At 63.4% G+C, this 13,398-nt stretch carries 10 protein-coding genes; 6 read left to right on the top strand and 4 right to left on the bottom strand.

Translation table 11 applies throughout. The features are described 5' to 3' along the window. Window positions 1-5: 5 nt before the first annotated feature. Genes LIY36_RS06410 through LIY36_RS06420 form a run of 3 tightly spaced genes read right to left on the bottom strand, consistent with a single transcriptional unit; the run spans window position 6 to window position 4,451 of the window. Window positions 6-929, bottom strand: a complete 924-nt coding sequence (locus tag LIY36_RS06410) for a sulfonate ABC transporter substrate-binding protein (protein ID WP_226455137.1) — start codon at window positions 927-929, stop codon at window positions 6-8. Beyond that, a complete protein-coding gene (locus LIY36_RS06415) occupies window positions 926-2,257 on the bottom strand; it encodes an LLM class flavin-dependent oxidoreductase (protein ID WP_226455138.1) in 1,332 nt (443 codons plus the stop codon). Before LIY36_RS06415 ends, LIY36_RS06410 begins: the two co-directional genes overlap by 4 nt. A gap of 1 nt (window position 2,258) precedes the next feature. Next, window positions 2,259-4,451 carry a TonB-dependent receptor gene (locus LIY36_RS06420; protein WP_226455139.1) on the bottom strand — a complete coding sequence of 731 codons (2,193 nt, stop codon included), beginning with the start codon at window positions 4,449-4,451 and terminating at the stop codon, window positions 2,259-2,261. Between the two features lie 208 nt (window positions 4,452-4,659). Here LIY36_RS06420 and LIY36_RS06425 point away from each other — a divergent pair, with 208 nt between their 5' ends. Both LIY36_RS06425 and LIY36_RS06430 read left to right on the top strand, forming a co-directional pair. After that, window positions 4,660-5,712 (top strand): LacI family DNA-binding transcriptional regulator, encoded by a 1,053-nt coding sequence (locus LIY36_RS06425; protein WP_226455140.1) that lies wholly within the window; start codon window positions 4,660-4,662, stop codon window positions 5,710-5,712. Further along, window positions 5,709-6,323, top strand: coding sequence for a TetR/AcrR family transcriptional regulator (locus LIY36_RS06430; RefSeq protein ID WP_226455141.1), 615 nt, complete (start codon window positions 5,709-5,711; stop codon window positions 6,321-6,323). Before LIY36_RS06425 ends, LIY36_RS06430 begins: the two co-directional genes overlap by 4 nt. Window positions 6,324-6,461: 138 nt before the next feature. On the opposite strand, the gene LIY36_RS06435 is transcribed toward LIY36_RS06430, so the two are convergent. Beyond that, complete coding sequence (locus LIY36_RS06435; protein WP_226455142.1) at window positions 6,462-9,218, bottom strand: beta-glucosidase; 2,757 nt, start codon at window positions 9,216-9,218, stop codon at window positions 6,462-6,464. Window positions 9,219-9,730: 512 nt separating this feature from the next. Between LIY36_RS06435 and LIY36_RS06440 the strand changes: the two genes are divergently transcribed. The 4 genes from LIY36_RS06440 (at window position 9,731) to gspG (ending at window position 13,397) form a co-directional block, all read left to right on the top strand. After that, window positions 9,731-9,955, top strand: coding sequence for a hypothetical protein (locus LIY36_RS06440; protein ID WP_192296791.1), 225 nt, complete (start codon window positions 9,731-9,733; stop codon window positions 9,953-9,955). Window positions 9,956-10,066: 111 nt separating this feature from the next. After that, window positions 10,067-11,761: a type II secretion system ATPase GspE gene (gene gspE, locus LIY36_RS06445; protein ID WP_442962208.1), complete on the top strand. Its 1,695-nt coding sequence runs from the start codon at window positions 10,067-10,069 to the stop codon at window positions 11,759-11,761. Further along, window positions 11,758-12,960, top strand: a complete 1,203-nt coding sequence (gspF, locus tag LIY36_RS06450; RefSeq protein WP_226455144.1) for a type II secretion system inner membrane protein GspF — start codon at window positions 11,758-11,760, stop codon at window positions 12,958-12,960. The genes gspE and gspF overlap by 4 nt, the downstream gene beginning before the upstream one ends. Window positions 12,961-12,980: 20 nt before the next feature. Beyond that, a complete protein-coding gene (gspG, locus tag LIY36_RS06455) occupies window positions 12,981-13,397 on the top strand; it encodes a type II secretion system major pseudopilin GspG (protein ID WP_192296788.1) in 417 nt (138 codons plus the stop codon). Window position 13,398: the final 1 nt, after the last annotated feature.

Genomic DNA, 13,398 nt, shown 5'->3' on the forward strand with positions numbered 1-13,398 from the left:
TGATTTCAGTTGTTCTCTATGGCTTTTTTCACGTCGATGGATTTGGGCAACAGGTGGTTCTGGTAGAACAGATCCGCCGTCGCCTGCTGCGCCTGGAGGATCTTCTGGTCAATCGGCAGGATCGGCGAAGGCGGGCGATTGTCCATGTACCGCGCGATCACGTTCTCAGGCAGGCCCATAAAGCCGGTCAGCACTTTCAGACTGTCTTTGCGATGGCTGCGTGTCAGCGCTTCGGCGGCGCTGAGCTCATTCAATAAATCATGCACGAACGCGCCATTCGCCTTGGCATACTCGCGCCGTGCGGTATACACCGGCCCCGACAACCCCAGCCCCTCGCCGTTGGCCAGCACATGGCTCGGGCTCTGGCTCAGCGCCAGGGACGAGTAGGGTTCCCAGATCGCCCAGGCATCCACGCTGCCTTGTTCGAACGCGGCACGCGCGTCGGCCGGCGGCAGGTACACCGGCTGGATGTCCTTGTAGCTCAGCCCGGCCTTGTTCAGTGCACGCAGGATCAGGTTGTGGGAGCTGGAGCCTTTCTGGAACGCGACTTTCTTGCCCTTGAGGTCCGCCACCGAATGCAGCGGGCTGTCGTCTCGCACCAGGATGGTTTCCGCACTGGGCTTGGGCGGTTCGGCGCCGATATAGACCAGATCGGCGCCCGCCGCCTGGGCGAACAACGGCGGGATGTCGCCGGTGGAGCCCACATCCAGCGCGCCAACGTTGAGCGCTTCGAGCATCTGCGGGCCAGCGGGGAATTCGATCCACTTCACGGCGGTCTGTGGGAAGCGTTTTTCCAGCAGGCCGTGTTCCTTGGCCAGCACCAGGGCGATGGAGCCTTTCTGATAGCCGATGCGCAGGGTGGCAGGGTCGGCGGCCAGGGCGGTCTGGGTCACGGCCAGCAAGGCCAGCAGCAGGGCGGGAATTTTCATGCGTGGTCCTTTTTGAAACGGTTTTCAGGGCGTGCCAAACCGAGGTTTTCCCGCAAGGTCGTGCCGCTGTATTCGCTGCGGAACAGACCACGCCGTTGCAGTTCGGGCACCACCCATTGGGCGAAATCCTCCAGCCCGCCGGGCAGGTGTGGCACCAGGATATTGAAGCCATCGGCGGCGCCGTTTTCGAACCAGCGTTGCAGCTCATCAGCGATCTGCGTGGGGGTGCCGATCAGGCTGTAGTGCCCGCGACCACCGGCGATCCGTCGGCCCAACTGGGCCAGCGTGAGGTTTTCGCGCAACGCCAGGTCACTGAGCAACTGCTGGCGGCTGCGCTGCCCGCTGTCGGTCAGTGGCAGCTCCGGCAGCGGGCCATCCAGCGGGTAGCCGGACAGGTCGAAGTTACCGAGCATGCGCCCCAGCAACGCGACGCCGACTTCGGGCTCGACCAAATCCTGGAACGCCTCGAACTTGGCCTGCGCCTCGGCCTCGGTCTGCCCGACCACCACAAACACGCCGGGCATGATCTTCAGCGAGTCGGCCTCACGTGCGTATTGCGCCAGGCGCCCCTTGAGATCGGCATAAAACCCCTGGGCATTTTCCAGCGAGGTCTGTGCGGTAAATACCACCTCGGCGGTTTGCGCCGCCAGGTCACGACCGGCCTCGGAAGAGCCGGCCTGTACGATCACCGGCTGGCCTTGAGGCGAGCGGGCCACGTTCAGCGGGCCCTTGACGCTGAAGTGTTCGCCCACATGCTCCAGCACATGCAGTTTGGCCGGGTCGTAGTAGTTGCCGCTGGCCTTGTCGCGCCCGAAGGCGTCGTCTTCCCAGCTGTCCCACAACCCGGTCACCACCTGATGAAACTCGCGGGCGCGGCTGTAGCGCTCGGCGTGGCCGAGGTGTTCGTCGCGGCCGAAGTTCTGCGCCTCGGCGGCGGCGTCCGAGGTCACCAGGTTCCAGCCCGCACGCCCGCCGGACAGGTGATCCAGTGAGGCGAATTTGCGCGCCACATGGTACGGCTCGTTGTAGGTGGTGGTCGCCGTGGCGATCAGGCCGATATGCTCGGTCACCGCGCTCAGCGCCGAGAGCAAGGTCAGTGGTTCGAAATGATCCGAGCGCGCCATGTGGCTGGCAATCGCGCCGGTGGCCGCCGCCACGCTGTCGGCGACGAACAGCGCATCGAACTTCGCCGCTTCGGCGACCCGCGCCAGGTGTTTGTACTGGGCGAAATCCAGCCCGGCATTCGCCGGAACATCCGGGTGACGCCAGGCGGCGACGTGGTGCCCGGTGGCCATGAGGAAAGCACCGAGTTTGAGTTGACGGCTCATGCTAGAAATCCTTGCGCAGTTGCACGCCGAAGTAACGTTCATCGTCACGGGGCACGGCGCGGTAGATGTAGTTGCCGCCGCTGGCGAGCATCGGCGAATAGGACTTGTCGGCGAGGTTCTTGGCCAGCAGGGCGACGCGCCAGCCGTTGCTGTAGTCGGCCAGGGCGACGCTGGCGTTCCAGATGCCGTAGGCGCCTTGTTTGGTGTCGACGTTCTGGCTGATGTTGTACTGCACTTCGCTCTGCCAGCTGTAGTCGGTGCCCAGCTCGATGTCGAGGCCGTTATCCAGCGGGATGCTGTAGTCGGCGCGCACGTAGCTTTTCCAGTCCGGGCTGTACGGCAGTGGCTTGCCATTCACGTTGCAGGTTGCCGCTGCACCCGCCGGGCAGGCGAACTCGTCGATGCGCGCGCGGGTATAGGCCAGGGCGCCGGAGAGCTTGAGTTGCTGGGTGGCCTGCAAGGCGTAATCCAGCTCGACGCCTTCGGTGCTGACGCTGCCGGCGTTGATCAAACGGGTCACCACTTGGCCGGCGACGGTGTCGAAGAAGTTCGCCTGGTAGTTGTCGTAGTCGCTGTGGAACACCGCGAGGTTGGTGGTCAGGCGGTTGCTCCAGGCGCTGGCCTTGATCCCGGCTTCCCAGGTGTTGGAGGTCTCGGGCTTGAGCGCGTCGGTGTCACGCGGTTGCATGTTGAAGAACACGTTGTAGGCCGGGCCTTTGTAGCCGCGCGAGTAGGTCAGGTAGCTGGTGACGGTATCGCTGATGTCGTACTGCACGCCCAGGCGCCCTGACCAACCGTCTTCATCCACCGAGCCGGAGCTGGAGGTGGCCGGTTGAATGCCGCTGACCGTGGTGGCCGAGGTGGAGACGCGGCGGTGATCGTATTTCAGCTCGTCGTGGGTGTAGCGCAGGCCGGCGATGCCGCGAAAGCGTGAGGTGAAGTTCAGCGTGGTCTCGCCGAACACCGCGTAGCTGTCGTTGGTGGTGCTGTAGTCGGCAATGCCACGGTCGGTGCGCGTGGTGGTGGTCAACGTGCGCTGATAGGTTTCTTCATCCTTGCCGTGCATGTAGAACAGGCCGCCGACGTACTCCAGCAATTCACCTTTGGGCGAGGCCAGGCGCAGCTCCTGGGAGTACTGGTTGAACTCCAGTTGGCCCTTGTCGGCGGTGCCGGGGAACGCGGCGGTCACCGTGCCGAGACGGTCGCCATCCTGGTACTGGGTGTTGTCCCAGCCGCGCCAGGCGGTGATCGAGGTCAGGGTGTAGTCGCCGAGGTTCCAGTCCAGTTGGGCCGACAGGCCTTTGTTGGTGTCTTCGACATGGCTGCGGGTGTCGGTGTTGATGTCGCGGTTGTCGCTGGAGGCGCGCACCGGACCCAGGGCGTTGGCGAACGCCGGGGTCAGGGACTTGCTGACCACGCCGTTCGGTGCATCGTCGTGGGACTGCATGTAGTCGGCGATCAGGGTCAGTTTCACGGCGTCGTTGGGGGTGAACTCCAACTTGCCGCGAATGCCCTTGTGGTTGTAGCCGTTGACCTCCTGGCCGTTGTGCTGGTTGTCGACGTTGCCGTCATAGCTGCCGAACAAGGTGCTGACCGAGCCCTTGAGCACATCTGGGACAAGGCTGCCGCCGATGCCGAAACGGGTGCGGCTTTCGTTGCCGCTGTAGTAGGACTGGTCGATATAGCCGTGGGTCTCGGCGGTCGGCGCCTTGCTGGTGATGTTGAGTACCCCGGCCGAGGCATTCTTGCCGAACAGCGTGCCTTGGGGCCCGCGCAGTACTTCGATGCGTTCCAGGTCGAGCAGGTCGAGGGTGGCCTGGCCGGGACGGGCGTAGACCACGCCGTCGATCACCGTGGCCACCGTCGGCTCGACGCCGGGGGAGGTGGAGATGGTGCCCACGCCGCGCACGAACAGCGAGGTGTCCTTGTTCGACGCGCCGGTGCGGAAGTTCAGCGACGGCACCTGTTGCGCGATGCTCGCCACGCCGTTGCGGTTGTCGCGCTCCAGTTGCTCGCCGTCCAGCACCGAGACCGCCACCGGGACTTTTTGCAGCGATTCTTCGCGGCGGGTGGCGGTGACGGTCACGGATTTGAGCGTCGGTTCCTGCTCATCGGCCGCAAAGGCGCCGGGCACCGGGAGTGCCGTAAGACCAGCGAGAAACAGTAGATGGGTATGCCGTGGGAAGTGATACATGCTGTGCCCGCTCGAAAAAAATGCCCTGAACCGCTGCTGTTGCGCAACCTGCAGCGCCTGTGAATTCGTCTTTGGCATTCGCTCGAGCGAGTAGCAGACAACGCGTTTTGTTAGCGCTAACATCGGCATTATTGGTGGGGCTGGTTTAGAACGTCAAATACTGAAAAATTAGTCCTATATGCCTTTTGGTTTCTAGCAGGATTTCCCCGTGAGCGAAGACAAACCGCGCAAACGCCGTGGCGCCGGACGCGTCACCCTCAACACCGTGGCGCGCCAGGCCGGGGTGTCGGCGATTACCGTGTCGCGTTACTTCAACCAGCCGGAGCAGGTTTCGCCAGAGCGCCGCGAGCGCATTGCCGCGGTGGTGGCCGAGTTGGGTTACGTGCCCAACCTGGTCGCTGGCGGGCTGGCGTCGGCGCGCGGGCGGATCGTGGCGATGGTGATCCCGAACATCTCCGGGCCGATTTTTGCCAATACGATCCAGGGCTTCAGCGACACCCTCAGTCGCCACGGGTATCAGCTGTTGCTGGCGTCGAGTTACTTCAGCGCCGAACAGGAAGAAAGCGCGGTGCGCGCGTTTCTCGGCTGGTCGCCGGCAGCGCTGGTGTTGACCAGCCGCTTCCACAGCGCGGCCACCGAAAAGATGATCGCCGACGCCGACATCCCGGTGGTGGAAACCTGGGACTACGTGCCCGAGCGTGAGCCGTTGCAGATCGGCTTTTCCCACTACGCGGTGGGCGTCACGGCCGCGCGCTACCTGCATGCCCAGGGCTACCGGCGCATCGCCTTCGTGCACAACAGTGTGGCGGGGGATTTCAGCGCGATGGAACGGGGCGAGGGGTTTGCCGCGACGCTGAGCGAACTGGGCGTGCAGCCCTGGACCTTCGCCCCCGACGCCGGCCTTGCACCGTTCGAAGCCGGCAAGCAGGCGATGCAAGTGCTGATGAGCCACGCCACGCCGCCCGATGGGATTTTCTTCGCCAATGACAACCTCGCCGCCGGAGGCTTGCTGGCGGGGCAACGCGCCGGGCTGAGAATCCCCGAGGACTGCGCCGTGCTGGGGTTTGGCGACTACCCTTTCGCCGAAATGCTGCTGCCGAGCCTCAGCACCATCAAGCCACCCGCGCTGGAGATCGGTGTACTCGCCGCCACCCGCGTGCTGGAAAGCCTGGGTGTGCTGCCGCTGGAGGATGAGGTACAACGGTTGAACCTGTTGGACTGCCGCCTGATCGAACGGGAAAGCTCAAGGACGCTGCCATGACCGAACCCACGCCCAAGACCCGTCGCGCGCCCAAGGGCGAAAAACGTCGCGAAGAACTGCTGGATGCGGCCTTGCAGGTGTTTTCCCTGGAAGGCTACAGCGGTGCCTCGATGGCCCAGGTGGCGGCGATCGTCGGTATCTCTGTGGCCGGCTTGCTGCATCACTTTCCCAGCAAGATCTCGTTGTTGATGGGCGTGCTGCAACGGCGCGATGAGGTCAATCAGCGGATTGCCGATCAAGTGCGTGCGGAGAAATCGTTGTCCGGCTTGCTCGGCAGCTTGCGGGCGATCAACCGTTCGAATGCCACGGCACCGGGGGTGGTGCGTGCGTTTACCATCTTGAATGCCGAGAGCCTGTTGGATTCCCACCCGGCGTGGGGCTGGTTCCAGGCGCGCTACACGGCGATTCACCAACGCATGCAGGGGCAGTTCGCCGAGCTGGTGGCGATGGGGGAGGTGCGCGGGGACGTGGATCTGGCCGGGCTGGTGGAAGAGATCCTGGCCATGATGGATGGCTTGCAGATCCAGTGGCTGCGGTTTCCCGAGCAGGTGGACCTGGTGGCGCGATTTGACAGCTACATCGCCGGTGTCGAGGCAGCGATCAGACCCTGATATCAGCTGATGTATGGAGATCAAAATGTGGGAGCGGGCTTGCTCGCGAAAGCGGTGGGTCAGTCCCCTTATGCGGTGAAGGACACTCCGTATTCGCGAGCAAGCCCGCTCCCACAAAAAAGCAACCGTGCTTAGGGATCAGTTAGCGGCAGCGCTGCCTTGTGCGCTGTCGTCGCTCATGTCATAGCCGTCGCCTGCACTGGTGTCGCTGTCATCATTTTCATTCTGATGCAGCACCCCGCCGGTCTTCACCTGGGGCAATTCACGCAGTGTCGAGTTCAGCGCCGAGCGCGGCAGCGGGTTACTGGTGGTGGTCGACAGTTCCTGGCGGAACGGGTTGACCAGCTTGGCGTTCAGGCGGATGTCCTGGGAGGACGCGCCCACCGACAGGTTGAAGCTGTCGGCATCCACTACCCATTGCTTGCTCTTGACGTCGTAGTAGGCCAGCGAGCGGTCGTTGAGTTCGATGGTCACGCGCTTGCTCTCGCCCGGCTTCAAGAACACCTTCTTGTAGCCCTTGAGCTCCTTGAGCGCGCGCTCGACTTTCGGATGGTTCTGGCCCACATACAGCTCGGCGACTTCCGCCCCCGCGACCTTGCCGGTGTTGGACAGGTCGAACGACACCTTGATCGGCGCACCCGCCACCGCGACGCCAGGGGTCACGCTGATGTTGCTGTAGCCGAAGGTGGTGTACGACAAGCCATAGCCGAATGGGTACAGCGGCTTGATGCCTTTCTTCTCATAACCGCGGTAGCCGAGGAACAGGTCGTCCTTGTAGCTCATCTCGGCCAGGGTTTCCTGGTTGTCGAATCTCGGGAAGGTCGCGTAGATCGGGTTGTCTTCGATGTTGCGCTCGATGCTGATCGGCAGCTTGGCCGACGGGTTGACCTTGCCCAGCAGGATCTCCGCCAACGCCTGGCCGCCGTTCTGCCCAGGGTAGAACGCATGCAGCGCCGCCGGCACCTGGTCGATCCAGTCGCTCATCTTCAAGCCAGTGCCGCCGTGCAGGGTCACCACGGTGTGCGGGTTGACCTTGGCGATGCTCTGGATCAACTGGCTCTGGAACTCCGGCAAATCGAAGCTGTGGTCGAAACCTTCACCCTCGTATTCATTGCTGTTGCCGGCCGCCACCAGGACCGCGTCGTACTGCGCCAGATCCTTTGGTGCCACCAGCGAGGCCCAACTCATCTGCACGCCCACCAGGCCGCCCATGGTCGAGAGGTAGCCGTTGCGGCGCGAGTATTCGAGCTTGATGTCCACCGCTTTGCCCGCTTGCAGGTTGACCTTGGCGAACACCGGAATGGTCGGCGGGATGCTGTTGTTCGGCAGGGGTTTGCCGTCGCCGTTGTCGAGGATCTTCTTGCCGTCCACATACAGGCGCACGGCCCCGTCGGCGCGGATCTTGAACACCTGTTCGCCACTGACCGTTGGCGTGACCTGGCCGCTGTAGCGGATCGAGGTGGCGGCGGTGTCGCCGTTGACCGGCAGGCTGTCGGTGGACCAGTCCAGATCGACGTGGGTGTCGGTGCGGCTGGCAGCCGCGTCGCCGGACCAGTTGGTGTTGCTGAAGAACTCGGTCTGCAAGCCCTTGACGCGGTTGCCGGCGCTGTCGGTGTGGGTCCAGACCGAGGCGCTCGGGTCCAGGGACAGGCCGTCGATAAACTCGACCTTGGCGCCCGGAGCCAATTGCTGCAAGCCGCTCAGCTCGCTGATGTAGTTGGCCGCCATCACGTTGGCACTGCCGAAACCGGTCGGCGGCGCATACTTGGCGAGGTTGCCGACCACGGCGATGCGCTTGGCTTTCTTGGCATCCAGTGGCAGCAGGTTGGCCTGGTTTTTCAGCAGCACGATGCCTTCGCGTGCGGCATTCAGGGCCACGCGGTTGCTGGTGGCGCTGTTCATGTTGTGGTTGGTCAGCGGTGCCTTGCTGTCGAACTTGTACAGGTAGACCTGCTTGAGGATGCGCCGCACCTTGTCATCCAGGGTTGCGCCGCTCAGCTCGCCGCTGTCCAGGAACGGCTTGAGCACCGTGCTGTTCATCTGGTAGCCCATCATGTCCAGGTCGGTGCCGGCCTGGGCGGCGGGCAGGCCGTTGACCACGGCGTTGTAGTCACTCTGCACAAAGCCCGGGTAGCCCCATTCGGTCTTGAGGATGTCGTGGATCAGGTGTGAGTTCTCGCAGGCGAACTCGCCGTTCACCTTCTGGAACGCGCACATCATCATCGCCACCTTGCTGTTCTTCGAGGCGGACTCGAACGGTGGCAAGGTCATCTCGCGCAACACGCGCTCGCTGATGATTTCATCGAGGTGGAAGCGGTTGCTTTCCTGGTCGTTGGCCGCGTAGTGCTTGGCGTTGGCCCACACCCCGCGCGATTGAATGCCGTTGATCAACGCCGGACCGAGGCTGGCACCAAGGAACGGATCTTCACCGGACAGGTACTCGAACGCCCGCCCGCTGTAGGGCATGCGGTACAGGTTCACGCCGGGCCCGGTGACGAACTGGTAACCGCCGCTGGCCGTGTCGTAGCCCAGGGCGCGGCCCAGGTCGATGGCGCGACGCGGGTTCCAGCTGGCCGCCAGGTTCGGCCCGGACGGGTACACCACGCCTTGGGCATTGCCTTCGCTGGTGTAACGCACGCCGACGCCGCCATCGGCACCGTGAATCTGCGGCACGCCGTACTGGCTCAGCGGCTTCACATCCCAGCCACCGATGCCGCCGATGTAGGCGAGTTTTTCTTCCGTGGTCATCTTCGCCAGGGTCTTGTCTGCCGCCTTTTCGGCACGGCTGACCATGCCTTCATTCAGCGCCGGGCTGGTCGCCGCGTGCGCGTGGGACACGGCCAGCGCCAGCAGGGCGAACGCTGACTGCGCACCGATCATCTTGCGTTTATTCATGGGGTTTCTCCGAACAGCGGTGTGTTGAAAATAGGGCGTGGAGACGTGCGTCGCATACAGCACGCTCGTCACTTTTTTACGGGCAATAGTTCGCCTTGATCGCAATGTTTAACCGATGGCTAATTGCAATTACTTGGCGGATTTCGCAGTTTTATAAGTTTAATAATTGTATTAATTATTGTTGTGGGTGATGTCTTGGTGATATTGCGGGGTGGCATTTTGAATCGCGGAAGCGCCATAATTAAGGCAATTCTTGCGGTTATCTGTCAAACAAAAGCTATTTTTTGCGTGAAATAAGAAATATTTCATTACGATTTTGAACTAAGACTAAACCTACCAGTCGATTGGTTTAAGAAAATAGATGCGGCAATGGCGAACTAGTGGCTTTGCGCGGTAGTTCTAAAAGGCCATGTTTTATACGTGCTGTCATATACAACGCTTTGGTGTAGGGTCTTGAGCCGATTCAAGACGCCATTCGAGCAAATCGCTGTTTTTTGATCTGGAGAAAATCGATGAAAGTATCCCTGTTGAGTGCCGGTGTAGTCCTGGGTGTTGCACTGAGTGGCGCGGCCATGGCGGCTGAATCCACCGATGCCGATGCCAAGTCCGGCGCCACCGATTCCACGGTGATCACCCAGGCCCATGACGCCAAGGCGGTCAAAAAGCAGAAGGCCGAAACCACTCGCGGCGGTCGCCCGCTGAATGGCCAGCAGGTCGCGCCGAAGGCCTCTAACTAACGGCTTGCGCCCCTCTCTTTGTGGGAGCGGGCCCGCTCCCACAAGGGTTTTACCTAGTCCCTCAGATAGCTGCTCATGCCAAGTCCCGCAACGCCCATCGATGCCTGCCAGATGCCCATCCCGACCACCGAACAGGTGTGCGCCTGGTTGATGCAGCACGCCGGTTTGAAAACCGTCGACCTGGAGCGTGCCCGGCGTTTGTCCCAGGAGTCTGACGAGGCCGGGTTGCTCAGCCTGTTGACCCGCCTGGGGCTGGTCTCCGAAGTCGAGTTGGCCAAGGCCTGGGCCGACTTGATCGGCGCGCCGCTGTTGCTCGCCGATGCCGCGCCACCGTTGCTGGACCCGTTGCCCAGCGTGACCGAACGCTTCATGCGCCACTACCAGGTGGTGCCGGTGGGGTGGCGCGATGACGGCTTGAGCGTGCTGGCCGCCAACCCGGCGCAGGCGTACCCGTTCCAGGCGCTGGCCTATGCCTGTGGGGTGCCGATCTGGCTGGCCATCGGCCCGCGCAATGAAGTCGACACCCTGATCGAGCGCTACTACGGCCAGGGCCGTTCGGCCATGGGCACCCTGATCGAGAACCTCGACGAGCAGGGTGGCGCGCTGGAAGACATCGAACACCTCAAGGACATGGCCTCCGAAGCGCCGGTAATCCGCCTGGTCAACCTGATCCTGCAACGCGCCGTGGAACATCGGGCGTCGGACATTCATATCGAACCCTTCGAAAACCAGTTGCAGGTGCGCTACCGCATCGACGGCGTGTTGCACGAGGCCGAAGCGCCGCCGTCCAGCTCCTCGGCGGCGGTGATTTCACGGGTGAAGATCATGGCGCGCCTGGACATTGCCGAGCGCCGCCTGCCCCAGGACGGGCGCATCATGCTGCGCATCCAGGGCAAGGAGCTGGATTTGCGGGTGTCCACGGTGCCCACCAGTTTTGGCGAATCGGTGGTGATGCGCCTGCTCGACCGCCAGACCGTGCAGTTCGATTTCCAGAGCCTGGGTTTCGACGGCCAGCGTCTCGACGCGTTTTTGCAGGTGCTGGAACGACCCCACGGCATCCTGCTGGTCACCGGGCCGACCGGCTCGGGCAAGACCACCACGCTGTACACCGCGTTGTCGCGGCTCAACACCGCCGAACGCAAGATCATCACCGTCGAAGACCCGGTGGAATACCAGCTCGAAGGCATCAACCAGATCCAGGTCAAGCCCGCCATCGGCCTGGATTTCGCCGCAGCCCTGCGCTCCATCGTGCGCCAGGACCCGGACGTGATCATGATCGGCGAGATCCGTGACCTGGAGACCTGCCGCATCGCGATCCAGTCGTCGCTGACCGGCCACCTGGTGCTGTCGACGCTGCACACCAACAGCGCGGCGGCGAGTATCACGCGGCTGCTCGACATGGGCGTGGAAAGCTACCTGATAGCCTCGACGGTCAACGGCATCCTCGCCCAGCGCCTGGTCCGCCGTCTCGACCCGGCCACCCGCGAAGCCTTTGACGCACCGCCCGAATTGATCGCCGAACACGGCCTGGATCGCTTTACCGATGCGCGTCCGATCCGGCTTTACCGCCCGCGTGCCGATGCCCCCGGCGGCGGTTACCACGGGCGCAGTGCAATCACCGAATTGCTGGTGATGAACGACGAACTGCGCAGCCTGCTGATGCGCCAGGCCGACGCCGCCACCCTTGAACACGCCGCGCGCCGCAGCGGCCTGCGCACCCTGCATGAAGAGGGCCTGCGCCAGGCCGTGGCGGGCGTGACCTCGCTGGAAGAAGTGCTGCGCGTCACGCGGGGCGACGGCACATGAGCCTGTTCAAATACCGCGCCCTCGACAGCCAGGGTGCTGCGCATAACGGCACCCTCGACGCCAAGGACCAGGCCGCTGCCGTCGCCGCCCTGCATAAGCGTGGCCTGCTGTTGTTGCAGATTGCGCCGGCGGGCAGCCAGGGCCTGCGGCAGGCCTTGGGGCGCGGCCAGTTGAAGGCGGCGGCGTTGGTCAGTTTCACCCAGCAACTGGCCACGCTGCTGGGCGCCGGGCAACCGTTGGAACGCTCGCTGGGCATCCTGCTCAAGCAACCCGGCCAGCCCCAGATGCGCGCCTTGATCGAGCGTATCCGCGAACACGTCAAGGCCGGCAAGCCGTTATCCAAGGCCCTGGAAGAAGAGGGCAGCCAGTTCTCGCCGCTGTACCTGAGCATGGTCCGCGCCGGTGAGGCCGGTGGTGCATTGGAAAACACCCTGCGTCAGCTCAGCGACTACCTGGAGCGCAGCCAGCTCCTGAGGGGCGAGGTGATCAACGCGTTGATCTATCCGGCGTTCCTGGTGGTGGGCGTGCTCGGTTCGCTGGCGCTGCTGCTGGCCTATGTGGTGCCGCAGTTTGTACCGATCTTCAAAGACCTCGGTGTACCCATCCCGTTGATTACCGAAGTGATCCTTGGCCTCGGCCAGTTCCTCGGCGCCTGGGGCCTGGCAGTCCTGGCCGGGGCTATCGTGACCATCTGGACCCTGGCCGCGCGCCTGCGCAACCCGCAACGGCGTGAACGCTACGACCGCCGCGTACTTGGCATCCGCGTCATCGGCCCGCTGTTGCAGCGCGTAGAAGCCGCACGCTTGGCCCGCACCCTCGGCACCTTGTTGAGCAATGGCGTGGCCTTGCTGCAAGCGCTGGTGATCGCGCGCCAGGTCTGCACCAACCGCGCGCTGCAAGCCCAGGTCGCCCAGGCGGCCGAGTCGGTCAAAGGCGGCGGCACCCTGGCCAGCGCGTTCGGCGCCGAGCCGCTACTGCCGGACCTGGCCCTGCAAATGATTGAAGTCGGCGAACAGGCCGGTGAACTGGACAGCATGCTGCTCAAGGTCGCCGATGTGTTCGACGTTGAAGCCAAACGCGGCATCGACCGTCTGCTCGCCGCACTGGTGCCGTCCCTGACCGTGGTCATGGCGGTGCTGGTCGCGGTGATCATGCTCGCGATCATGCTGCCGCTGATGAGCCTGACCAGCAATATATGAACCCCCGAGGACCCACCCCCATGCGCTTGAAACCTGCACGCCGCCAAAGCGGCTTCACCCTGTTGGAAATGCTCGCCGTAATCGTGCTGCTGGGCATCGTCGCGACCATTGTGGTCCGCCAGGTTGGCGGCAATGTCGACAAGGGCAAATACGGCGCGGGCAAGGCGCAATTGGCGAGCCTGGGCATGAAGATCGAAAGCTATGGGCTGGACGTCGGCTCACCGCCCAAGACCCTGCAACAGCTGGTCGACAAGCCCGCCAACGCCGCAGGCTGGGCCGGCCCGTACGCCAAGCCGTCGGACCTCAAGGACCCGTTCGGGCATGCCTTCGGCTATCGCTTTCCCGGTGAGCACGGTGCGTTCGACCTGATCTTCTTCGGCCAGGACGGCCAGCCCGGCGGCGAAGGCTACAGCGCCGACCTGGGCAACTGGGAATAAC

Origin of the sequence: Pseudomonas sp. AF03-9 (genome assembly GCF_020515815.1) — a bacterium.
Taxonomy (GTDB): domain Bacteria; phylum Pseudomonadota; class Gammaproteobacteria; order Pseudomonadales; family Pseudomonadaceae; genus Aquipseudomonas.

Coding starts and splice junctions, on each gene's coding strand:
- LIY36_RS06410 (WP_226455137.1), bottom strand. CDS start 929: ATGAAAATTCCCGCCCTGCTGCTGGCCTTGCTGGCCGTGACCCAGACC.
- LIY36_RS06415 (WP_226455138.1), bottom strand. CDS start 2,257: ATGAGCCGTCAACTCAAACTCGGTGCTTTCCTCATGGCCACCGGGCAC.
- LIY36_RS06420 (WP_226455139.1), bottom strand. CDS start 4,451: ATGTATCACTTCCCACGGCATACCCATCTACTGTTTCTCGCTGGTCTT.
- LIY36_RS06430 (WP_226455141.1), top strand. CDS start 5,709: ATGACCGAACCCACGCCCAAGACCCGTCGCGCGCCCAAGGGCGAAAAA.
- LIY36_RS06435 (WP_226455142.1), bottom strand. CDS start 9,218: ATGAATAAACGCAAGATGATCGGTGCGCAGTCAGCGTTCGCCCTGCTG.
- LIY36_RS06440 (WP_192296791.1), top strand. CDS start 9,731: ATGAAAGTATCCCTGTTGAGTGCCGGTGTAGTCCTGGGTGTTGCACTG.
- gspE (WP_442962208.1), top strand. CDS start 10,067: ATGCCCATCCCGACCACCGAACAGGTGTGCGCCTGGTTGATGCAGCAC.
- gspF (WP_226455144.1), top strand. CDS start 11,758: ATGAGCCTGTTCAAATACCGCGCCCTCGACAGCCAGGGTGCTGCGCAT.
- gspG (WP_192296788.1), top strand. CDS start 12,981: ATGCGCTTGAAACCTGCACGCCGCCAAAGCGGCTTCACCCTGTTGGAA.